Origin of the sequence: Curvibacter gracilis ATCC BAA-807, assembly GCF_000518645.1 — a bacterium.
Classification (GTDB): domain Bacteria; phylum Pseudomonadota; class Gammaproteobacteria; order Burkholderiales; family Burkholderiaceae_C; genus Curvibacter; species Curvibacter gracilis.
Window position 1 is genome coordinate 123,810 of record NZ_JADZ01000004.1, and the last position, 21,213, is coordinate 145,022.

Consider the following 21,213-nt stretch of genomic DNA (forward strand, 5'->3'; position numbering starts at 1 on the left):
TCGACGGGCCTTGCCGGCTTGGTGCAAAGCCGCAGGATCCAACGGCCAGCGCATCCGCTCACCCCGTCTTGTGGAGCAGGCCCGCGCGGGCGTTGACTCCGAGCACGGCCTTGCGAAATTGGGCCACCAGCGGCCGTTGGTCATCCGTGCGCCAGACCAGGTGGACGCTGACCCGCAGATCCAGCCACGGCAGCTCGCGGAAGATGACATCGGGTGTCGCGGCAGAGGTGGCCAGGCTGGCCTGCACCACCGCCAGCCCAAGACCCGCCCCAACCAGTTGCAGCGATGACAGGGGATCCGAGGCCTCATAGGCGATGTCGGGCGTGAATCCAGACCGTTGGAGCCCCGACAGCAAGCTGGCCCGCACGGTGTCAACCGGCTGGCGCACCACGGCGATCCAGGGCCGTTGATGCAGTTGCGCTGGCTGGATGGCCTTGGCCTTGCGCAGCGGATCGTCCTTGTGCAGGGCCAGCACCAGCGGCTCGTCGATCACCACGGCGCTGCTCAGGTCGGGCGCCTCTTCAGGGGCCCGATAGACCAGGCCGAGGTCCAGGGTGCGCTGGCGCAGGCGCTCAAACTGCTCGCCGGTGCCTGAAGCCAGCAATGACAGCGCGACTTTCGGGTTGCTGCGCCTGAACCGTTGCAACGCCGGGCTCAGCACGTTGGCGTGCATGGCCCCTTCGACGTAAGCAATCGCCAGGCGCCCTGCGGCACCGGCCCCCAGGCGACGGCCAAAGGCTTCGAGCCGCAAGGCTTGGTTCATCAAGGCGCGCGCCTCCATCAGGAAGTCCTGCCCCTCCTGGGTCAGATGCAGGCGCTTCTTGCTGCGTTCGAACAGCAGCACGCCGAGTTGGTCTTCCAGCTGCTTGATCTGACGGCTCAGGGGCGACTGCGAGATGTGAAGCGTCTCGGCGGCGCGTCCGACGTTCTCGGTTTCGGCGACGGCGATGAAGTAGCGGAGTTGGCGCAGGTCAAGCATGGTTGAGTCCTTGAAGGTCTCAACTCTCGCACATTTCGTCTTGGACACAAATCGCCGATTCGCGGAACCTAGCGGCCGAACCCACTCTGCTCATACCATCATGAAAAAACTGCTGGCCCTCGGCCTTCTCATCGCGTCCTTATCGACCGCCGCCATCGTCGGGTCCGCTCCTGCTCACGCGCAGGACAATGAGCGACCCCGTGCCCTTGTGCAGGTCGTCAAGTCAACGCCGGATGTGACCGTGCACACCCTGGTGGCGCCAAGCTCGGTGTTCTCCGTCACCAGCCACATCATCGAGTTCAAAAGCCAGCTGTTTGTCGTCGACGGGCAGTTCTTTGCTCCTTTTGCGGCCGACCTCAAGGCCTACACCACCCAACTGGGCAAGCCAGTCACGCGCTTTTACATCTCGCATGAACACCCGGACCATTACCTGGGCATGGGCGACGCGTTCCCTGATGTGACCGTCTATGCGCTGCCGGGCGTCAGGCAGCATATTGAGAAGGACGGCCCTGAGCAGATTGCCAAATGGACCGCCAAGCTGGGCCCGAAGATGGTGGCGCAACACCTGGTCTTGCCCACCCGCGATGCCCATGCTGGGCGTGAGGTGGTGGACGGGGTCGCCCTCGAATTCGCCACGCTGCAGGACCACGAAGCCGCCGAATCGCTGGTGATCAAATTGCCCGAACTCGGCATCTACATCGCCCAGGACCTGCTCTACAACGGCGTGCATCTGTGGCTGCCCGGCAGCACCGAGGGCTGGCGCAAGGCGCTGACCGGATTGCAGGCCGAGAGCGGCTACACCACCTTCCTGGTCGGCCACGGGCAGCCGACTGACAGGCAGGTCATTGGCCGGAACCTGGCCTATCTCGACACCGTCGATCGCATTCGCCGATCGGCAACCGGTGGGGCTGACTACAAGGCCCAACTGCTGCAGGCCTACCCCGACCTGGGCGGTGCAGCGCTGCTCGACATCTACCTGCCCTTGGCCTACCCGGCCAAACCGTGAGCCCTGTTGTGATTTCCACCACCCGCCTGTTTTTCTGAGGTACCACCATGCAAATCCTTCACATCGACTCCAGCATCCTGACGGATGCCTCCGCCTCGCGCGCATTGAGCGCCAGCGTCGTCCAAAGACTCCAAGCCGAGCACCCGGCTTCCCGGGTGATCTACCGTGATCTCGTCGCCGAAGCGATTCCTCATCTGGATGGGGCCATCGCAGCGGGCTTCAGGCCGGTTCCGGGCAGCCCTGTGTCACAGGACGTGAGCGCAGAACATGCCCGCTCGGAGGCGCTGGTCGCCGAGTTGCTGGCCAGCGACGTCATCGTCGTGGGCGCGCCGATGTACAACTTTTCAGTGGCCAGCCAGTTGAAGGCCTGGATCGACCGCGTCGTGCAGCCTGGGCGCACCTTCCAGTACACCGCCACGGGCCCTGTGGGCCTGACCCAGGGCAAGCGCGTGATCGTGGCATCGACGCGCGGTGGCGCGTATTCCTCCGGGCCTGCCATGGGCATGGATTTTCAAGAGGACTACCTCCGGACCGTCTTCAACTTCATCGGCATCACCCAGATTGAATTTGTGCGCGCCGAGAACCTTTCGAGGGGCCCGGACGCCAGGGCGCAATCGCTGCGCGCGGCGCATGCCGCCATCGCCACCATTGCGGGCATCGCGCGCGTTTGAGCCTCGGCCTGCCCCCCTACCAAGCACAGGAGAAACACATGCTCTACCTTGTCACTCTGAACTACCTTCGCCCCATCGAAGAGGTGAATGCGCACCTCGATACGCACCGTGTGTGGCTTGCCCAGCAGACGCGGGCCGGCAAGATCCTTGTTGCCGGACCTCTGGAAGACCGCACCGGCGGATTCGTGCTGGCGCGCAGCGACAGCCGCGAAGAACTCAACCGCATGCTCGCGCTGGATTCATTTGTGGTGCACCAGGTGGTGGAGCCCCGCGTCCAAGGCTTCGAAGCGGCCCTGCGCAGCGAAGCCTTCCCATCGGACTGGGCGCCGGGCGCCAAGGCCGTTCAATGACCGGGGGCAACATGTTCCATCGACATCACCTTTTGCGCCGGCTGGGCTGCGCGCTGGCCTTGCTGGTGGCCGCTCTGGCCACGCAGGCAGCGAACGCACAGGACCGCGTGCCGGCGGTGCGCAACATCGTGCTCGTGCATGGCGCGTTTGCCGATGGCTCCAGTTGGTCGCCCGTGATCACACGCCTGCAGCGCAAGGGCTACCACGTGACCGCGGTGCAGAATCCGCTGACCTCATTGGCTGACGATGTGGCTGCCACGCGGCGTGTTCTCGAAAGACAGCCTGGCGGCGTGATCCTGGTCGGCCACTCCTGGGGTGGGGCTGTGGTGACCGAAGCGGGCACGGCACCCAACGTCGAGGGCGTGGTGTACCTGTCGGCCCTGGTCCCTGACGCCGGTGAATCTGCGGCCGACCTGCTGGGCCGCCTCGCTGCGCCCATGCCGGACATGGTGCCCGACAAGGACGGCCTGCTCTGGCTTGACGACCCCGTGGCCTACCGCCAGGTCATGGCCGGTGATGTGCCACCTGCCCAGGCCGCCGTGCAGGCCGCCACCCAGCAGCCCCTGGCCGTGCGCGCCATGGCCGACAAGCTCAGCCAGGCCGCGTGGCGCAACAAGCCCAGCTGGTACCTGCTGACCGAAAACGACAAGGCCTTGCCGCCTTCGGTGCAGCACAACATCGCCAAGGCCATCGGGGCGACCACCCAGAGCGTGGGCTCCAGCCACATGTCGATGTTGAGTCATCCGGATGCGGTGGTCTCGATCATCGAGAAGGCCGCAGGTCACGGCCATCAGGTCGATTCACAGGCCGATACCAGTACGAATGTCCTGAGAGGCCGGCGAGCGCGAGCCCCCATGGCAGTGCCATTCGCCAAATGAAGGCGGCGGGCTGGGCGAGGGGTTAACGACCGCCGCCGCCAGCCTGACATGAATGGCCAGAGAACAGTGAGACCCCGCTGTCTGCCGTTACCCATCCTCGGTCCCTTCAGGACGCAGCAAGGCCACGCTGTCCGGCCCCCGGGTCTTGCCCTCCGCAGCTGTCAGGCTATTGATCGCCAGGTTTCAAAGGCAGTGCCCCCAGGGCCCACAGACCCATCGCAATTTGCCAAAATGGAACAATTGAATTTGTAACGGGCCCGCTTTGCTTTCGTCCTTTTTCTACCTTGGCCCGGCCGACGCGGGTATTTTGCAAGGTCAGCACGAGCCCTGGCTGGTGTTGCTGTCGGTGCTGGTGGCCATGCTGGCGTCGGCCATGGCCTTGCAATTGGCGGGCATTGCGCGGCGCAGCAGCCAGTTGGGGCTGGCGCGCATTGCCTTGGGCACGGGGGCCTTGTCTTTGGGCGCCGGGGTGTGGGCCATGCACTTCATCGGCATGCTGGCCTTCCAGCTGTGCACCACGGTGCGCTACTCGCCGGCCATCACCATCGGCTCGATGCTGCCCAGCCTGGGGGCTTCTTATGTGGCGCTTTGGGTGCTGTCGCGGCGCCAGGTCCAGCGAGGGCAACTGCTGCTGGGTGGGGCCTTGGTGGGGGTGGGCATCGGCCTGATGCATTACGGCGGCATGGCCGCGCTCGAGATGGCTCCGGTGCTGCGTTACGACCCGCTGTGGTTTGCGGCCTCGCTGGGTGTGGCCGTGGCGTTGGCGGTGCTGGCGCTGTGGATCCGTTTTGAGCTGGCGCGGCGCCGCCGGCTGACAGCGGGGCAGGCCGTGGCACTGGGCGGCATGGTCATGGGCCTGGCGATTTCGGGCATGCACTACACCGCCATGGCGGCAGCCCGCTTTGTGGGGCAGGAAGAGCCCGGCTTTGTGGCCGATCTGGGCAGAAACAGCAGCCTGGCGCTCACCATCGCCCTCATCACCCTGCTGATTTGCGCCATGACGGCGGCGGTCAATGCAGCGCTGCGCTACCGTCAGGTCTACCGGCACCTGGCGCGCAGCCAGGCGCGGCTGCAGGCCATCCTGAGCACGGCGGCGGATGGCGTGATCAGCATGAACCCCCAAGGGGTGATCCTGGCGCTCAACCCGGCGGCCGAGCAGATCTTTGGTGCGCCTGCGGCCCAGCTCACGGGCCGCTCCATCAAGCTGCTGCTGCCCGACCTGCATGGCGATGGTGATCAGGCCGAGGGCCAGACCCATCCGGGGCTGGTGCCGGGCGTGCGAGAACTGACGGCCCAGCGCCTGGATGGCCGCCTGCTGCCCATCCGGCTGGCCCTGGGCCAGGCCGCCGACGCCGAAGAGTCGCTCTGGGTGGCCTTTGTGACCGACCTCACCGAGCGCCAGCGCATCGAGAACGCGCTGGCCGAGAGCGAGCATCAGCACCGCAGCCTGATTGCCAACATCCCCGGTGTCACCTTCCGCTGTGCCTACCGGCGCGACAAGGGCTGGGGCGAGCTGGTGTTCATCAGCGATGCCGCCGAGGGGGTGACAGGTTGGCCGGTGACTGCCTTCACCGCAGGCGAGGTGACACTGGAGAGCCTGATCCACCCCGCCGACCGCGAGCGGGTGCAGCGCCTGCGCCAGCAGGCCTTGGCCGGGACGGGGGCATGCGCTCTGGAGTACCGGGTGCTGAGCCGCGGCGGCGCGGAGCACTGGGTGTCCGAAACCTCGGCCGCCGTGCGCGATGCGCAAGGCCGCCAGCGTTGGGTGGACGGCATCCTGATGGACATCACCGAGGCCAAGCTGCGCAATGCCGACTTCGAAAGCGTGGTGCAGGCCATCAACCGGGCTCTGGTGGTGATCGAGTTCGACCTGGATGGCCGCATCCTCAGCGCCAGTGACAAATTTCTGCAGCTGGTGGGCTATGAGTCGCACGAATTGATCGGGCAGCACCACCGCCTGCTGTGCCTGCCCGAAGAGGTGGACAGCACCGAGTACCAGGCCCATTGGCAGGCCCTGCGGCGGGGCGAGTTCCGCAGTGGCGAATACCACCGCCTGGGCAAGCACCGCAAGGACATCTGGATCCACGCCACCTACAACCCCATCCTGGATGCCGACGGGGCGCCACGGCGCATCATCAAGTTCGTCAACGACCTGAGCGAGCGCCACGCCATGGAGCTGGACCTGCGCCTGGCCAAGGACAAGGCCGAGCAGGCGGCTGCCAGCAAGAGCACCTTCCTGGCCAACATGAGCCACGAGATCCGCACGCCCATGAACGCCATCATCGGCTTCACCGAGGTGGTGCTCGAGTCCGAACTCAGCGAGGCACAGCGCCAGCACCTCAACACCATCAACCGCTCGGCGCGGTCCCTGCTGGGGCTGCTCAACGACATCCTCGACACCGCCAAGATGGAGCACGGTTCGGTGGTGCTGGAGCCGCGCGATTTCTCCTTGCGCGAGCTGTGCCGTGACCTGCTGGCCACGCTGCGCCTGGGGGCGGCCGCCAAAGGTCTGGGCCTGGCCCTCGATTACCCCGACGAGCTGCCGGAGTTCTTTCTGGGCGATGCGCTGCGCCTGCAGCAGGTGCTGCTCAACCTGCTGGGCAACGCCATCAAGTTCACCGAGCAGGGCCAGGTGCGCCTGGTGGTGCGCCACCAGGGCCAGACCCTGCGCGTGGACGTGGTCGACACGGGCATCGGCATCCCGGCCGACCGGCTGGAGCGCATTTTTGATCCCTTCTCGCAGGCCGACGCTTCCATGACCCGCCGCTTTGGCGGCACCGGCCTGGGCACCACCATTGCCCGCCAGCTGGTGCAACTCATGGGGGGCGAGATCAGCGTCAGCAGCGCGCTGGGGCAGGGCAGCACCTTCACCGTGCAGGTGCCACTGCCGCTGGGCCAGCCGCCGGCGCAAGCGGCCGATGCGGCCGATGCGGCCGCCGGCCTGAGTCTGCCGCCGCTGCGCATCCTGGTGGCTGACGACGTGGCCCAGAACCTGGAGCTGCTCACCCTGCGCCTGGGCCGTCTGGGGCATCAATTGGCCACCGCCTCCGACGGCGAACAGGCGCTGGCCCTGGCGCAAAGCCAGGCCTTTGATGTGATCCTCATGGACGTGCAGATGCCCTTGCTCGATGGCCTCGCCGCCACCCGGCGCCTGCGCCAGTGGGAGCGCCAGACCGGGCGCCCCCCCGTGCCTGTGGTGGCCCTCACCGCCAGCGTGCTGGAGGAAGACCGGCGCGCCACCCAGGACGCGGGCATGAACGGCTTTGCCGTGAAGCCGGTCGAGCTGCCACGCCTGCTGGCCGAGATCGCGCGCGTCACCGGGTTGGTCCACGCTGCCAGCTTGGAGGGGGGGCCGTCGTCGAATGGCGGCACCGATGCCAGCCCTGACCGGAACGAAGGCGTGGACTGGGTGCGTGGCGCCGAGATGTGGGGCGATGTGCAGACCCTGCAGACCCGCATCCGACAGTTTCTGACCGAGGCCCTGCAGGGCCTGCCCCCTGAGGGCCCACCCGGCGATGAACCAGCCCAGCGGGCCACCGCACACCGCCTGCATGGCGCCGCGGCCAACCTGGCCCTGCCCCGGCTGCAGGCCCTGGCCGCCGAACTGGAGCAGGGCGTTGCGGCTCAGCCCCATGCACACTGGGCTGCCCTGCGCGCCGAGATGCAGGCGTTGCTCGATCGCCTGCCCCAGGCCTCGGTCACGGCAGCTGCCTCGCAGCCCGCTGCAACCGCCTTGAAAGCTGACGATCTGCGCACCCTGCAACAACACCTGCAACGCGGCGAACTGGCCGAAGAGACCCTGCGGCGCGTGTGCGCTGCCGTGAGCGCCGACACCTGTGAGGCCTTGCAGGCCGCGGTGGACAGCTTTGACTTCGACCGGGCCCTGGGCCTGGTCGAGGCCTTGCTGCAGCAACAGCCCCTCTCCGAACCCGGAGCCCAGCCATGAACTCAGCCTGCCCCTTGCCCGATCGCCGCCCCCGCCTGCTGCTGGTGGACGACGAGCCCACCAACCTGCAGGTGCTCAAGCAGATCCTGCAGGCCGACTACCGCCTGCTGTTCGCCCGCGACGGCGAAAAAGCCCTGCAGCTGGCGGCGCAAGAGCAGCCCCAGCTGATCCTGCTCGATGTGATGATGCCTGGGCTGAGCGGCCTGGAGGTGTGCCGCCAGCTCAAGGCCCAGCCCGGCACCGCCGCCATCCCGGTGATCTTTGTCACGGCGCTGGCCGACGAAAGCCATGAGGCCGAAGGCTTCGAGGCCGGCGCGGTCGACTATGTCACCAAGCCGGTCAGCCCGCCCATCGTGCGGGCCCGGGTGCGCACCCACCTGTCCCTGGTGCGGGTGGAAGACCTCAAGCAAAGCCGGCTCGAGATCGTGCAGCGCCTGGGGCGCGCGGCCGAGTACAAAGACAACGAGACCGGCCGCCACGTGATCCGCATGAGCCATTACGCCCGCCTCATGGCCCTGGCCCTGGGCTTCACGCCGGAAGACGCGGACGAGTTGCTGCACGCCGCAGCCATGCACGATGTGGGCAAGATCGGCATCCCCGATGCGGTGCTGCTCAAGAACGGGCCGCTCGATGCCGAGCAGTGGCAGATCATGCGTCGCCACCCCGAGATGGGCGCAGCCATCATCGGCGAGCACGCCTCCAGCCTGCTGCAGATGGCCCGCCGTGTGGCCCTGAGCCACCACGAGAAGTGGGACGGCAGCGGCTACCCGCATGGCCTGCAAGGGGAGGACATCGCCCTGGAGGGGCGCATCGTGGCGATTGCTGATGTGTTCGATGCCCTGACCAACGCGCGCCCCTACAAGGCGGCCTGGCCGGTGGAGCGGGCCATCGAGCTGCTGCAGAACGAGGCCGGCCGGCACTTCGATCCGGCGCTGGTGCAGTTGTTCATCGAACTGCTGCCCGAGGTGCTGAAGGTGAAGGAGCAGTGGCCGGAGTAGCAGCTCACTGCGCAGGCTTCAAGCCCAGTCCCGTCACACAGCCATGAAGCCCAGGTCGCGGGTGCTGTAGTGGGCGATGTTGGGCAGAACGCTGGCCAGGTCGGTGGCGGACACACCGAACCAGGTCGCCAAGGTGGCGGCGTACTGGTCAACGGCGGTCGATGGCAGCAGCCGGCCCTGGCCCACATCGTCGGGGCCGTTGTTGGCGATCACGGGGGCGGTGCCGACAAAGCGCTGCCCCTTGACCGCATCGCCCACCACGAAGTGCATGCTGCCCCAGCCATGGTCCGATCCATCGTTGTTGCTGACCAGGGTCCGGCCGAAGTCGGAGGCCGTGAAGGCCGTCACCTGGCTTGACACCCCCAGCTCGACGGTGGCTTGGTGAAAGGCGCCCATCGCATCGCCCACGGTTTTCATCAAGCCGGGGTGGACGGCAAGCAGGCTGTCGTGGGTATCAAAGCCACTGATGGAGACGAAAAACACCTGCCTCTTGGCTCCGAGGCTGGATCGGGCGGCAATCAGCCGGGCCACCATCTTGAGTTGGTCCCCGAGGTTGTTGTTGGTGGGGAACGGTGTGGTCAGGCTCACGCTGCTCAGGGCCGAACTGACCTGGGTGTTGGCTGAAATGGAGCGGGCACTGACGCGGGCATATTCGTTTTCAAACAGATTGACTCGGGTGGCGGTCATGAGTTGGTTCAAGGCACTGCTGCAGGCGGCAGAGCCGAACAGGGGCGACTGCAAGCCGGCCACAGGCACCGAGCCGGTGGGGGTCATCTGGTATTGCACGGCCGTCTTGCCCGAGAGGTAGACCGCATTGCCTGCGACACTGATTGCCGTGAACGTTGCGTTGCCATTGCCAGCGGCAAACAGGTCTCCGATGCGGCCGCCCCAGCCCGAGGCGGCCCCCTCGGGTGACTCCGACTGCCAGAACGACTGCTGGTCGTTGTGCGAGAAAAGCTTGGGCGGCAGGGGCACCGAGCCGGCGCTGTATTGGGCCTTGGTGGTGGGCTGTACCAGGGTGCCCACATTGAGCAGCACGCCCATTTTTCCGGCGTTGAACAGGGGCAGCAGCGGATCCAGGCCAGGCGCCAGCGCGTATTGCCGGCCATCGGGCAGGGCGGTTGCGGGGTTCAGCAGCAAGGGGGTCAGGCTGTTGCGGTCAATGGCCAGGTTGCTGCGGTACTGAAGCTGGGCGGCGTAGCTGGGTGCGTCATAGGGCACCAAGGTGTTGGCGTAGTCGTTGCCCCCGTACAGGAAGACGCAGACCAGGGCCTTGTAGTCAGTCGCGTTGGCCGCCGCCGCTTCGCCCATGGCGGCCAGGCTCAGTGCGAAGGGCGTGGCGCTGCCCGCCAAAGACAGGGCGGCGCCGCGTTTCAAGAACGCCCGGCGTGAGGCATTGTCGGGCTGGATGTTCGGGAAGTGATGCATGGCGTCCTCACTTTTGAGTGATGTACTCGGGGCTGGCCAACACCAGGGTCAGGGCCGCTTCGACACGCCTGAGTTGCCCTGCCGACGTGGCCGCAGGGATGGTGGCAACCGCGCTCTGGATCAGGTTCAAGGTGGCCGCCGACACCTGGCTGCCTGCCAGCACCTGGTTGATCTCCGTGAGCAGGGCCAAGGGGTCGCTGGCCAGGGGCAGCAAGGTGCTGTAGTCGGCACTCAGATCGCCGGCACCGCTGCCGGCCACCACGCGCTGCATCCAGTTCACATAGCCTGCGACGGAGGATTCGTTGGTGATCTGGAACTCTGGCCCGAACAGGCTCTGGCTGGCCAACGCGGTCCCAGGCGGAACATAGCCAGGGCGGAAGAAGTTGAACACCGAGCCCGAACGCATGGGGCTCTGGCCCAGTCGGGTGGCCGGGTCCGAGGTGTCGCCGATGGCCCATTTGCCAGAGGGTGAGGTGGCGTTGTAAGCGCGTGCCCAGTTCAGGAACCGGACCACAGGCTCGCGCAACTTGCCATAGCTGGGGCTGGCCGCCAGTTTGGCATCGCGCGCTTCGGTGTCCAACAGGATCGCCCGCAGCACCGCTTTCAGATCACCCCGGACGCCAGCGCCATTGTTGGCGAAGGCAGCGGCAACCCGTGAGACATAGGCCGCACTGGGGTTGCTGGTCACCAGGCGCTGGATCAATTGCCGGCCTATGAAGGGCGGCAGGTTGGGGTGGTTGAACAGGGTGTCCAGCGCCGTGTTGAGTGCATCCAGGGCAGGGGTGCCGGCCGCGATGGTGGTGCCCAAAAAGACCTTGCTCCCTGTTTCGTAATTGCTGGCGCGGTTCACCATTTCGCGCATCTGGTAGTCCGGTGGGTAAGGCGCTGTCAGGCCCGAGACATCCACGTTCCAGCCCGTGAATACCCGGGCCAGCCCGCTGACATCGGCTTGGTGGTAGGTCTCCAGGCCGGCACCGTTGCTGCCGGTTTTGATGCTGCCGTCGGCGTTGAGTTGATACAAGCCGATGGTGAAGAGCTGCATCAGTTCGCGGGCATAGTTCTCATCGGGTTCGCTGCCCGTCGTCGGGTTGGCCTTGAGGTTGCCCCGGTAGGTCAGGTAGTAGCCCATGGCCGGGCTCAGGGTGATCTGTTGCAGCAACTGGCGGTAGTTGCCAAAGGCATGGGCCTCCAGGATGTCCAGGTAGTGGCCCACCGAAAACTGCCGCCACTGCGCATTGACGCCCAGCACCGACACCACGCAGATCTCAGACAGAGCCAACACCATGCGTTGCCGCAGCGGATCGGCCGAGCTGATGAATTTGCGCCACAGGCTGTTGTCCAGCCCGGCGGTGCTGTTGATGAAGCTGGTGTCGGCATAGCCGTTGGCCTTGAGCCAGTCACAGTGGCCCTGACTGGTCGGTGCATTGAACTGTGCCGTGATCCAGTCGGCATAGTTGCTGGCCATGAGCGCGTTCAGGTCGGCACGGCTGTAACCCAAGGTGGCCTGGCTCAGGAACCGGCCCGCATCGCTCACGCTGGTGCCCGCAGTCGCCGCGTCCACCGCCGCGCTTTTGCTGCCAACGGCCGAGTTCACCAGCCCTGCAGGCCCCTCACCACCGCCGCAGGCCGTCAGGCTTGCCAGCAGGGCAGCCGATCCGGCCAGCGCGCCCATGCGGCGTTCGGGGTGCGCCCCCGGGGGGGCCGGCGGCAAACGGCCTGCGTCGGCCACCGACGGGGTTTCGTGATCAGTCAGCATGGCTGTTCCTTTCATGAATCGATGCCGAGGGGGCCGGCTGGCGCCTGCTTTTACAGGCTGCGGCTGGCGTCACGCAGGGCCAGATCGGTGGCATGGATGGCCTCATCGATATGGCGGATGGCGCGATCGCGCAGCCCACGGACATCGGCATAGTCTTCTTCACGGGCGATGTCATTGCGCGCCTTGCGCAGCAGCTCCATGGCCCGGTTCAGTCGCCCACGACCGTCCAGGCGTTGGTCCACGGGGGGATGGTCGTCCAGGTTCTTGCCGTCATCGAAGGCGGCACGCTTGATCTCGTTGATGCCTTCGTTGATGCGGTCAACCGCGGCTTCCTCATCCACCGTCACCCGCAAGTCGCCCGGGCGGTGCGAAAGCAACCAGCGCGCTGCGCGAAGATCGCTCAGGGCATGCAGGTAGGCCGGGTGCTCGGCGCGGTACTGCACCCGCGTGAACTGAGGCGCCGGCTGGGCTGGAACAGTCTGGACGGCACAGGCCATCAGGGGCAGGGTGAGCAAGAGGCTGTAGTGCAGTTTATGCATCGTGTCTCCTTGGGATTGGTTTGGCTGGGGTGGGGGGCTTCAGGGCAAGCCCTGGGTCGAGTCGTGGGTCAATCCCTGGGTCGAGCGCTGGGTCGAGCCCTGGGTCAAGCGCTGCCAGAGCCGCTTCACCCGCGCCCGCAGGCCCGCTTGGGCTTGGGTTCGGCGCTGCCCAGGCCCCACGCCATGCGCCGTGTATCGCCCATGAATTTCCAGCGGGGCCAGCTCGCCAGAGCGTGTTTCGCGGGCAATGTCCGAATCGCTGAACAGGGGTTGAGCGGGCAATTTCATGGCAGAGGGGGCCGACAGGGTTTGTAGCCGATACGTTACTTTTCGTTTACTGACCAGGTGCTGACCAGCTGCCGATGCGCTATAAACCCGGCACGCATGCACTCCTTTGTGCGGAAGGCGTGCCGTCGTATTTCACCCAGGGAGTCTTCGTTTTATCAACGTTGCCCAGTGGCTCAAGCCCAGCACGGCACGTGACGCATCGGAAGGCTGAACAGTGCATCCAGACACCATTCCATCCCAACTGTTTCCAGAGGAGGAGGCGTCCAAACCCCGGCCAAAGACCAGGAGGGTCAGCGCCATGACCGTGGTCCTGATCACGGCCCTGCTCGCGCTTGGTGGGGTCGCCTTGGGCAAGTTCATCAACAGGTTTTTGAGATCTCGCAGAAAGTAGCCGCTTCGTGAGCGGCCCCGGCAGATCGGTGCAGGCACCGCACGCATTCGCTCGATCGCTCGCGGGTTTGAGCCGCGGTTGAAGGCGGCGGCCTTGGTTTGCGTAAAGTTGCTGGAAAACGCTGGCCCGCTCGGCTAGGCTGAACAAGCCACCTGTGCTGCCCTGGCGCAGGCCGGTCTTTTGCACGCCACCACGACCCTGTCGTCAGCCTCTTCAAGCGCCACCAGCCAGCTGCCCTACCTGCAGTCCCTGTACCAGTCGGGCTTGCTGACCTTGGCCAAAGCCAACAGCGGCAGCACCGCCGCTTCGGGCGGCTCGGCCACGTCTGGCGGCACGTCCAGCACGGTGGTGCAGATTTCCGACCAGGCCCTGGCTTTGCAAGACAACGCCACCTTGCTGGGCAGCGCCACCGGCGCGGGGGCGGATCTGCCGCAGGCCCTGCAACAGCTCGATGCGCTGGCTCTCCAGGCTTCGGGCCAGGGCAGCAACAGTGGCGGCCAGGCGCTGGCAGACGTGGCCAGCGCGGCGCTGGGCCTGTCCAACAGCACCAACCTGTCCGTGCAGAACACCGATCTGGCGGGCACCTCCACCTTGCTCGGCTCGCTGGGGGTCGATTCCGGCAGCTTGCTGAGCAGCCTAGCCGATCTCTCCACCCAGTACCAGAACCAGCGCTCGCTGAGCGATCTGGGCCTGGCTGGCCGCAGCGATGCGGGCAGCAGCACGTCGTCGGGGTCGGACTCCTCATCGGATTCCACTTCGACCACCCCCGCCAGCACCACCCTCAACGCCACCCAACAGGCGCTATCGCTCTACCAGACCCTGCAGCAGCAGGGGCTCAGTCAGCTGCTGGCCAGCGCTTGATCGCGGCAGGGCTCACGACCTCGGCCTTCGCCTCCAAAGCGTCCCCCGCCAAAGGGTTGCTGGCTCAGCACGCCTGGTCATGGGCCTGGGCAAACCGGATCATGCTCTGCAAGGCGGCCCGTGCAGAAGCCAGGTAGGCGGCCTGCAGATGGAACACATGCCAGCGCCCCTGGTAGACCTCCAGGGTGCACGCCACGCCAGCGGCTTGGGCGCGCCTGGCCAGCAGTTCGGCATCCGCCAACAGCAGTTCCTGATCGCCGACCTGCAGCAGCAGGGGCGGCAGCCCGGCCAGGTCGTCCACGCTCGGCGCCGCGGGGGGCGCGCCATGCCAGCGCAAGCCCTGTTCCAGCCAGCCCATTCTCAGCATGGGGTCGTGCACGTGCGGGGCGGCCGCCTTGGCGGTGGCCAGCGTGGCGTCGACCACGGGCGAGATGAGCAGCATGGCCGCAGGCAGCGGTTGGCCGCGTTGCTTCAAGGCCTGTGCCAGTGACAGCGCCAGGGCACCGCCGGCCGAGTCGCCCGCCAGCACGATGCGCTGGGCCGGCCAACCCTGCTGAAGCAAGCCCTCGTAAGCGGCAAGCGCGTCCTCGAGCGGGGCAGGGTGGGGATGCTCAGGCGCCAGGCGATAGTCCGGCACATGAACGGTGAAGCCGCCATCGCGTGCCAGGCGGGTGGTGATACTGCGGTGGCTTGTCGGGCCGCCCAGGCAAAAGGCCCCGCCGTGCAGGTACAGCACTGCGGTGCCCCTGTCATCCCTTTGGGGCGCCAACACCTGGGTGGGTACCCCGCCCAAGGTGTGCCGCTCGCTCAGCACCCCACCCACGCCCGGCATGAGGGGCGACAACAGGGCCACCACGCCGCGCTGCACCTTGGGCCCAAAAGGCGGGCCGATCAGGGTGCGGAAGCTGAGCTGCAAGAACTTCCGCAGCAAGTGGGCCTGGAGGCTTTCGACAGCGCTTTGCGGGGGCGCCACGGCCACACCCAGGCCGGGGCCGCGTGGCCGTTCGAAGCGGTAGGCCCCCAGGCTGGAATGGCGCGTCTGCCAGCGGTAGGTGAAGGTGAAGCCGGGCCAGTTGGTGGTGCTGTGGCCGTTGGCATCGGTGTACCAGGTGGTGCAGCCGTTCCACACCGTGCGACGCAGGGCCTCCCGCATCTGCAGGGCATGCGCGCGGTAGCGGCGGGCATCCACCTCGATGGCGGCGGCCCCCACACGCCGCGCGGCGCGGATGCAGCGCATCACATGGGCGATCTGGCTCTCGATCATGTAGACGATCGAGTTGTGGCCCAGGTTGGTGTTGGGCCCATACAGCATGAAGAAGTTGGGGAACCCGGCCACCGTCATCCCCAGGTAGGCCGCCGCGCCGTCGCGCCAGGCCTCGTTCAGGTCCAGGCCGGCCTTGCCGGTGATGCGCATGGGCGACAGGAACTGGGTCGCGGCAAAGCCGGTGCCGTACACGATCACATCGACCGGGTGGCGCTGGCCGTCCAGGGTCTCGATGCTGTCCGGGTGCACGCGCCGGATGCCTGTGGTGTGCAGCTTGACGTTGGGTCGGGCCATGGTGGCCAGGTACTCGCTGCTCAGCAGGATGCGTTTGCACCCGATGGGGTAGTCAGGCGTCAGTTGCTGGCGCAGATCGGCCTGAGGCACCTGGGCCATCAGCATGCGCTGGAAGGGCGCGCCCACGGCCCCCTTCATCAAGCCCTTGAAGCGCGTGAACGCCAGGGCCCGCGACTCGTACTTCAGGTAGATCCAGGCCCGGTGCAACGCTGCCGCTCCGGGAAGCAGGCGGAACAACTGCTTTTCGAGGGGGCTGTAGGGCCGGTCCGGCCTGGGCATCATGTACGCCGGTGAGCGCTGGAACACATGCAAGCTGCCTGCCTGTGGCGCGATGGCCGGCACGAACTGGATGGCCGAGGCCCCCGTGCCCACCACGGCCACGCGTCGGCCCGCCAGCGACACGGCGTGGTCCCAGTGCGCTGAGTGAAAGCTGGGCCCCTTGAAGCTCGCCATGCCCTCCAGCGCCGGCAGGGCCGGGCGGCTCAGCTGGCCGGTGCCGCTGATGAGCCATGTGCAGTCGAAGACCCGGCCATCGGTCAGGGTGACCCGCCACAGGCAAGCCCCTTCGTCATAGGTGGCCGAGGCTACTTCGCAGCCAAAGCGGATGTGTGGATGCAGCTCGTACCGGGTGGCGCAGTGCCGCAGATAGGCATGGATCTCGGCCTGGGGCGCGAACACGCGTGACCAATGGGGGTTGGGCTCGAAAGAGAACGAGTACAGGTGCGAGGGCACATCGCAGGCCGCACCTGGGTAGGCGTTGTCACGCCACACGCCGCCCACGTCCTGAGACTTCTCCACGATCAGAAAGTCGTGGATCCCCGCCTTGCGCAGGGCGATGGCCATCCCCAGGCCGGCAAAGCCGGTGCCGATGATGAGGGCGGAAAGAGGGGGCGTGCTGCGGCTGTCAGGCGAGGTCATGGTGTGTCTCCGGGGGCTTTGTTGTTGGCGGTGCGGCGTGCCCATGGGGCTTCGATGTGCCTCCAAGGTGGCGCCATGTTCGGCGTCAACCCGGCAAATGCCCATGCTTCCTTCGGCCAGAAACTTTATTATTTCGGCCATTGGCAACTGGCTACGGGAAACACCTGATGAGCTTCTGGAACTTCGCCCGCGGGCCGGCAAGTGTTCGATTGCTGCTCGACTTCGGCCAGCATCGGGGGCTTTCAGCGCATGAGTTGCTGGCGGGCAGCAAGATCTCCCCCAGCCAACTCGACGACCCCAACACCGAGCTCGCAGCCACCCAGGAGTTGAAGGTGGTCGAGAACCTGTTGCGCCTGTTGCGCCACCCACCCGGGCTGGGGTTGGAGGTGGGGCAGTGCTACCGCTTTTCCACCTTCGGGCTGTGGGGCTACGGCCTGGTGTGCAGCGCGACCCTGGGCGAGGCCCTGTCGCGTGCGCTGCGCTTTGTGCAGCTCACCTATGCCTACTCGGTCATCGAGGAGGGCCTCCAGCCGGGGACCAAGGCCGACACCTGCTGGCTGCGATTGCGTCCCCCCGAGCTGGGCACCGGCTTGAGCCGCTTCCTGGTGGAGCGAGACCTGGCCGCTGCCGCCACGCTGATGTGCGAATTGGGCGGCCCCCACTTTTCGCTGCGCCGCATCGAGCTGCCCGCCGGGCGGGGGCGGGCGTTTCGGCCCTCGGCCAGCCTCACCGCCCTGGGTGGGGCGCCCCTGACCTATGGGGCGACCGGCTACGGTCTGGCGTTCGACGCGGCGTGGCTGGCGCTCAAGCTGCCCAGCGCCAACCCCACCTCTGCCGCCATGTGCGACGAGATGTGCACCCAGTTGCTCGAACGCCGCAGGGTGCGCGCCGGCACCGCCACCCTGGTGCGCCAGGTGATGGCCAGTACGCCACAGCACGAGCGCCCCACCATCAGCCGCCTGGCCGACATCACCAGCACCAGCCAACGCACCCTGAGGCGCCGCCTGCGTGGCGAGGGCACCACGTTTCGGGCCCTCATGGCGTCAGCGCAGTCCAACGAAGCGGCCCAATTGCTGGGCGACGGATCGCTGTCGATCTCGGCCATTGCCGAACGGCTGGGCTATGCAGACCTGTCGAGCTTTTCCCAGGCCTTCAAGCGCTGGCATGGGGTGTCACCATCCTTGTACCGGCGGCAAAACAGCTGAGCCCATTTTTGACCTGATCCATCGACAGCCTCAAGCCTTGAACACCACACTCTGCCGCGGGCGCTCGTCCACCGTCAGCGAGAACACGTCCGGCCGTGCATAGTGGCCCACCACATCGAAGTCGTAGCGGGCACGGGTCAGCTCGGCGGTGTCGATCTGGGCCACCAGCAAGCCGGTTTCGTGCTTGAGCGGGCCGGCCAACACATCGCCCAGGGGGCCCACGATCATGCTGTTGCCGCCGATCAGGGGCAGTTCGGGGTCCCAGTGCGGGGCGTTCACGCCCAGGGCCTGGGGTGAGGGCTGCACCTGGCAGGCGCTGATCACAAAGCAACGCCCCTCGTGGGCGATGTGGCGCATCGACGACTGCCAGATGTCGCGCGCGTCCACGGTGGGGGCGCACCAGATCTGCACGCCCTTGGCGTACATGGCGGTGCGCAGCAGGGGCATGTGGTTCTCCCAGCAGATCACGGCGCCGACGCGGCCGGCGGGCGTGTCCAGCACCGGCAGGGTGGAACCATCGCCCTGGCCCCAGATCAGCCGCTCGGTGCCCGTGGGCATGAGCTTGCGGTGCTTGGCCACCAGCCCCCCTTCAGGGGCGAAGAACAGGGCGGTGCAGTACAAGGTGTTGCCTGCGCGCTCGATCACGCCGATCACGATGTGGGCCTGGCAGCGTTCGGCCAGGCCGGCCAGCGCCTCGGTCTCGGGGCCGGGCACATCGATGGCGTTGTTGTAGTAGCGCTCGAAGGCCTCCCGTCCTTCGGGCAGGCGGTAGCCCAGGTAGGTGCCGAAGCCCTCGCCCTTGGGGTAGCCGCCCAGCAAGGCCTCGGGCATCACCACCAGGCTGGCGCCGGCGGCGCGGATGGCATCCTCATGCGACAGGATCTGCGCCAGGGTGGCGGCCTTGCCCTCGGGGTGGGCGCCGATTTGCAGCGCGGCAACAGTGGATCGGGTCATGTGAACTCGCTTTCGAAACAACAAGGTGATTGCGTCATCCTCGGCCTTTGGCGATCATCAATCAACCGATGATCAGACAAGCTGATATGAACGACATGAATATCGACAGCGTCGACCTGAACCTGCTCAAGGTGTTGCAGGCCTTGCACGAGGAGGGCACGGCCGGCCGGGCCGCCATCCGGCTGGGGGTCACGCAATCGGCCGTCAGCGCAGCGCTGGGCCGGCTGCGCGCCCTGTATGGCGACCCCTTGTTCGAGCGCACCGGCCGCGGCCTGCGCCCCACCCCCAAGGCCGAGGAACTGCGCCCCCTGATCGCCGATGCCCTGCAAAAGCTGCGGCAAAGCCTGGCCCTGGCCCAGCCCGGGGGCACCAGCCTGGCCGGGCGCACCGTGGTGCTGGGCCTGTCGGACGACCACGAGATGGCCTTGGGGCGCAGGCTCATCGACCGCCTTCAGCAGGCAGCACCCGGCCTGCGTCTGGTGCTGCGCCAGACCCACAGCGGCCTGGCCGCCGACATGCTGATGGACCGGCGCATCGACCTCAGCCTGGGCGCCGGCACGGGCAGCTCACGCACCCTGGCGCGCCAGGTGCTGGGCACCGGCCGTTATGCCTGCGTGATGGACCCTGCACAGGCCCCGGCCGGGCCCCTGGGGCTGGAGGACTACCTGCGCCGCCCGCACCTGCTGATCTCATCGGGCGGCTTTGTGGGGGTGGTGGACGAGGCCTTGGCCGCCCAGGGCTTGAGCCGGCACATCGAGGCCTCCACCAGCCACTTTGCCGCCTTGCCCCACCTGCTGCGCGGCAGCACGGCCCTGGCCACCCTGCCCGAGCACGCGGCCCGGGCCCTGGCGGCGCTGGGCATTCTGGTGTGCCTGCCTTGCCCGATCGAGCTGCCCCGCTATTCCATCGAACTGGCCTGGCGCAGCAGCAGCCTGCGCGACCCGGCGCTGCAGAGCTTGAAGACGCATCTGATGGAGGTGGCCCAAGGCCTTTATGCGCCGGCCTGAGCCCCTCTGCGGCTCTATCCGGTGCGGCTCGGCACACCGCTCAGACCGGGGTGCCTACAGCGCGGCCAACGGGACGGCCCACATCCCTTCGCCAAAGGAAAGCGCCTTGTCCCCGTCATAGAGCACGATGCCGGCGATGAAGTCACGGCCCGTGTGCTCCTTGAGCCGCCGAAGCCCCTTGAAATCGGCGGCAGACACGGTGGCTGCGGCCTTGACCTCGATGCCAAGCACCTCGCGCAGGGGAGACTCCAGAACGAAATCCACCTCCACCTGGTCCTTGTCGCGGTAGTGGGCGAGGTACCAGGGGTCGTCGTTCAAGGCCAGGTTCTTGCGCAGCTCGGCGTACACCCAGGTTTCCAGAACCGCGCCCCAGCGCTCCCGGTGCTTGCTGAGCATGGCGGGGGTCAGTCGCATCAGGGCCGCTTGGAGGCCCGCATCCAGAAAATGCAGTTTCGGCGTCTTGATCAGGCGCACCAGCTCATTGCGGCCCCAGGCAGGCAAGCGCTGCACCAGAAACAGCTTTTCGAGAATTCCGAGGTATTTCTCCACCGTGCGTGCGTCCATCGAGAGCTGAGCGCCGATTTGCGTCGCATTGAAGAGCTGGCCACAGTGGGCTGCCGCCACCTCCAGCAAACGAGGGATGTGGCTCAGATGCTCGAGCTGGGCAATGTCCTGCACGTCCCGCTCCACCAGGGCCTGGATATAGGCCTTGGCCCATGCGCTGCGCCGCGCAGGGGTGGCGCGAGAGCGCATTTCGGGATACCCCCCAGCCAGGACGTTCAAAACCATGTCACGCTGCCCATTCACTTCAGGTGCCACCCAGCTGGGGTGCGAGAGGGGCCAGTCATGCGCCTGCGCGCGACGCAGGAAGTCGCTCTGTCGCCCCTGCAACTCACTTTGTGACAGAGGCAGCAGGGTATGCACCTCCATGCGGCCTGCCAAACTGTCGGCAATCGAGGGCAGGGCCAGCAGGTTGGCGGAACCCGTGAGCAGAAACCGACCGGGGCGGCGGTCTTGGTCGATGGACAGCTTGAGCGCAAGAAGCAACTCGGGCGCACGCTGCACTTCGTCAATGATGGCCCGGTCAAGTTGGCGCAGCAGCCCCACCGGGTCGACCCGCGCGGCCTCCAAAACCGCAGGATCGTCCAGCGTGAGGTAGGTCATCCGTTCTGGCGGGTTCTGCAGCACCGGATCATCTGGGGACAGAGGCGGTCTCCCTTGTGCAAACTGCCTGACCAAGGTGGTTTTTCCGCATTGGCGGGGGCCGTTCACCAACACGGCTGGCGTATCCTGCAGCGCAACGCTGACTTGCGCAGTCAAGTGACGGTGGATCAGCTCCGGTGGTGTGGGCATCGCATCCAGGTGGGGGTTGGGAGATGCGTCTGATTATGCATCATGGTACCGTCCAAACCAACATTAATATACCGTCCAAAACGACATTGATTCTCCGTCTAAATCAACATTATGTGTCCGTCCAGAT

General features: G+C 66.6%; 17 protein-coding genes. 9 read left to right on the forward strand and 8 right to left on the reverse strand.

All coding sequences use genetic code 11. The features are described 5' to 3' along the window. Positions 1–58 precede the first annotated feature (58 nt). Positions 59–979, reverse strand: coding sequence for a LysR family transcriptional regulator (locus L880_RS31080; protein ID WP_051442920.1), 921 nt, complete (start codon positions 977–979; stop codon positions 59–61). Positions 980–1,079: 100 nt separating this feature from the next. On the opposite strand from L880_RS31080, the gene L880_RS0100575 reads away from it, so the two are divergent. The 6 genes from L880_RS0100575 (at position 1,080) to L880_RS0100600 (ending at position 8,828) form a co-directional block, all read left to right on the forward strand. Further along, on the forward strand, positions 1,080–1,985 hold the full coding sequence (locus L880_RS0100575) for an MBL fold metallo-hydrolase (protein WP_157462520.1): 906 nt from the start codon (positions 1,080–1,082) through the stop codon (positions 1,983–1,985). A 47-nt stretch (positions 1,986–2,032) separates the two neighbouring features. Next, positions 2,033–2,656 carry an FMN-dependent NADH-azoreductase gene (locus L880_RS0100580; RefSeq protein WP_027474011.1) on the forward strand — a complete coding sequence of 208 codons (624 nt, stop codon included), beginning with the start codon at positions 2,033–2,035 and terminating at the stop codon, positions 2,654–2,656. A 38-nt stretch (positions 2,657–2,694) separates the two neighbouring features. Next, positions 2,695–3,006, forward strand: a complete 312-nt coding sequence (locus L880_RS0100585) for a YciI family protein (RefSeq protein WP_027474012.1) — start codon at positions 2,695–2,697, stop codon at positions 3,004–3,006. An 11-nt stretch (positions 3,007–3,017) separates the two neighbouring features. Then, a complete protein-coding gene (locus L880_RS31085) occupies positions 3,018–3,884 on the forward strand; it encodes an alpha/beta fold hydrolase (RefSeq protein ID WP_084460946.1) in 867 nt (288 codons plus the stop codon). Positions 3,885–4,146: 262 nt separating this feature from the next. Then, the gene (locus L880_RS0100595) at positions 4,147–7,830 is read left to right on the forward strand and encodes an MHYT domain-containing protein (RefSeq protein ID WP_027474013.1); all 3,684 of its coding nucleotides are present in this window, start codon (positions 4,147–4,149) and stop codon (positions 7,828–7,830) included. Then, positions 7,827–8,828, forward strand: coding sequence for a response regulator (locus L880_RS0100600; RefSeq protein ID WP_027474014.1), 1,002 nt, complete (start codon positions 7,827–7,829; stop codon positions 8,826–8,828). Before L880_RS0100595 ends, L880_RS0100600 begins: the two co-directional genes overlap by 4 nt. A 33-nt stretch (positions 8,829–8,861) precedes the next feature. On the opposite strand, the gene L880_RS0100605 is transcribed toward L880_RS0100600, so the two are convergent. The 4 genes from L880_RS0100605 to L880_RS0100620 are packed head-to-tail and all read right to left on the reverse strand — an operon-like array spanning position 8,862 to position 12,839. Beyond that, positions 8,862–10,256 (reverse strand): DUF1501 domain-containing protein, encoded by a 1,395-nt coding sequence (locus tag L880_RS0100605; RefSeq protein WP_027474015.1) that lies wholly within the window; start codon positions 10,254–10,256, stop codon positions 8,862–8,864. 7 nt (positions 10,257–10,263) lie between these two features. Further along, complete coding sequence (locus L880_RS0100610) at positions 10,264–12,012, reverse strand: DUF1800 domain-containing protein (protein ID WP_084460861.1); 1,749 nt, start codon at positions 12,010–12,012, stop codon at positions 10,264–10,266. A gap of 50 nt (positions 12,013–12,062) precedes the next feature. Continuing rightward, positions 12,063–12,551, reverse strand: a complete 489-nt coding sequence (locus tag L880_RS31090; RefSeq protein ID WP_051442921.1) for a hypothetical protein — start codon at positions 12,549–12,551, stop codon at positions 12,063–12,065. A 39-nt stretch (positions 12,552–12,590) separates the two neighbouring features. Beyond that, a complete protein-coding gene (locus tag L880_RS0100620; RefSeq protein WP_157462521.1) occupies positions 12,591–12,839 on the reverse strand; it encodes a hypothetical protein in 249 nt (82 codons plus the stop codon). Between the two features lie 571 nt (positions 12,840–13,410). Between L880_RS0100620 and L880_RS0100630 the strand changes: the two genes are divergently transcribed. Next, the gene (locus tag L880_RS0100630; protein ID WP_027474018.1) at positions 13,411–14,091 is read left to right on the forward strand and encodes a hypothetical protein; all 681 of its coding nucleotides are present in this window, start codon (positions 13,411–13,413) and stop codon (positions 14,089–14,091) included. A 64-nt stretch (positions 14,092–14,155) separates the two neighbouring features. On the opposite strand, the gene L880_RS0100635 is transcribed toward L880_RS0100630, so the two are convergent. Further along, positions 14,156–16,567: a flavin-containing monooxygenase gene (locus tag L880_RS0100635; protein WP_027474019.1), complete on the reverse strand. Its 2,412-nt coding sequence runs from the start codon at positions 16,565–16,567 to the stop codon at positions 14,156–14,158. A 167-nt stretch (positions 16,568–16,734) separates the two neighbouring features. On the opposite strand from L880_RS0100635, the gene L880_RS0100640 reads away from it, so the two are divergent. After that, complete coding sequence (locus tag L880_RS0100640) at positions 16,735–17,772, forward strand: AraC family transcriptional regulator (RefSeq protein ID WP_027474020.1); 1,038 nt, start codon at positions 16,735–16,737, stop codon at positions 17,770–17,772. Positions 17,773–17,802: 30 nt separating this feature from the next. Here the strand turns inward: L880_RS0100640 and L880_RS0100645 are convergent, their stop codons facing one another. After that, positions 17,803–18,726 (reverse strand): carbon-nitrogen hydrolase family protein, encoded by a 924-nt coding sequence (locus tag L880_RS0100645; RefSeq protein ID WP_019572197.1) that lies wholly within the window; start codon positions 18,724–18,726, stop codon positions 17,803–17,805. A gap of 86 nt (positions 18,727–18,812) precedes the next feature. Between L880_RS0100645 and L880_RS0100650 the strand changes: the two genes are divergently transcribed. Then, on the forward strand, positions 18,813–19,733 hold the full coding sequence (locus tag L880_RS0100650; RefSeq protein ID WP_027474021.1) for a LysR family transcriptional regulator: 921 nt from the start codon (positions 18,813–18,815) through the stop codon (positions 19,731–19,733). 54 nt (positions 19,734–19,787) lie between these two features. On the opposite strand, the gene L880_RS0100655 is transcribed toward L880_RS0100650, so the two are convergent. Then, entirely contained in the window at positions 19,788–21,086 is a 1,299-nt protein-coding gene (locus L880_RS0100655; RefSeq protein ID WP_027474022.1) for an ATP-binding protein, read from the reverse strand. Positions 21,087–21,213: the final 127 nt, after the last annotated feature.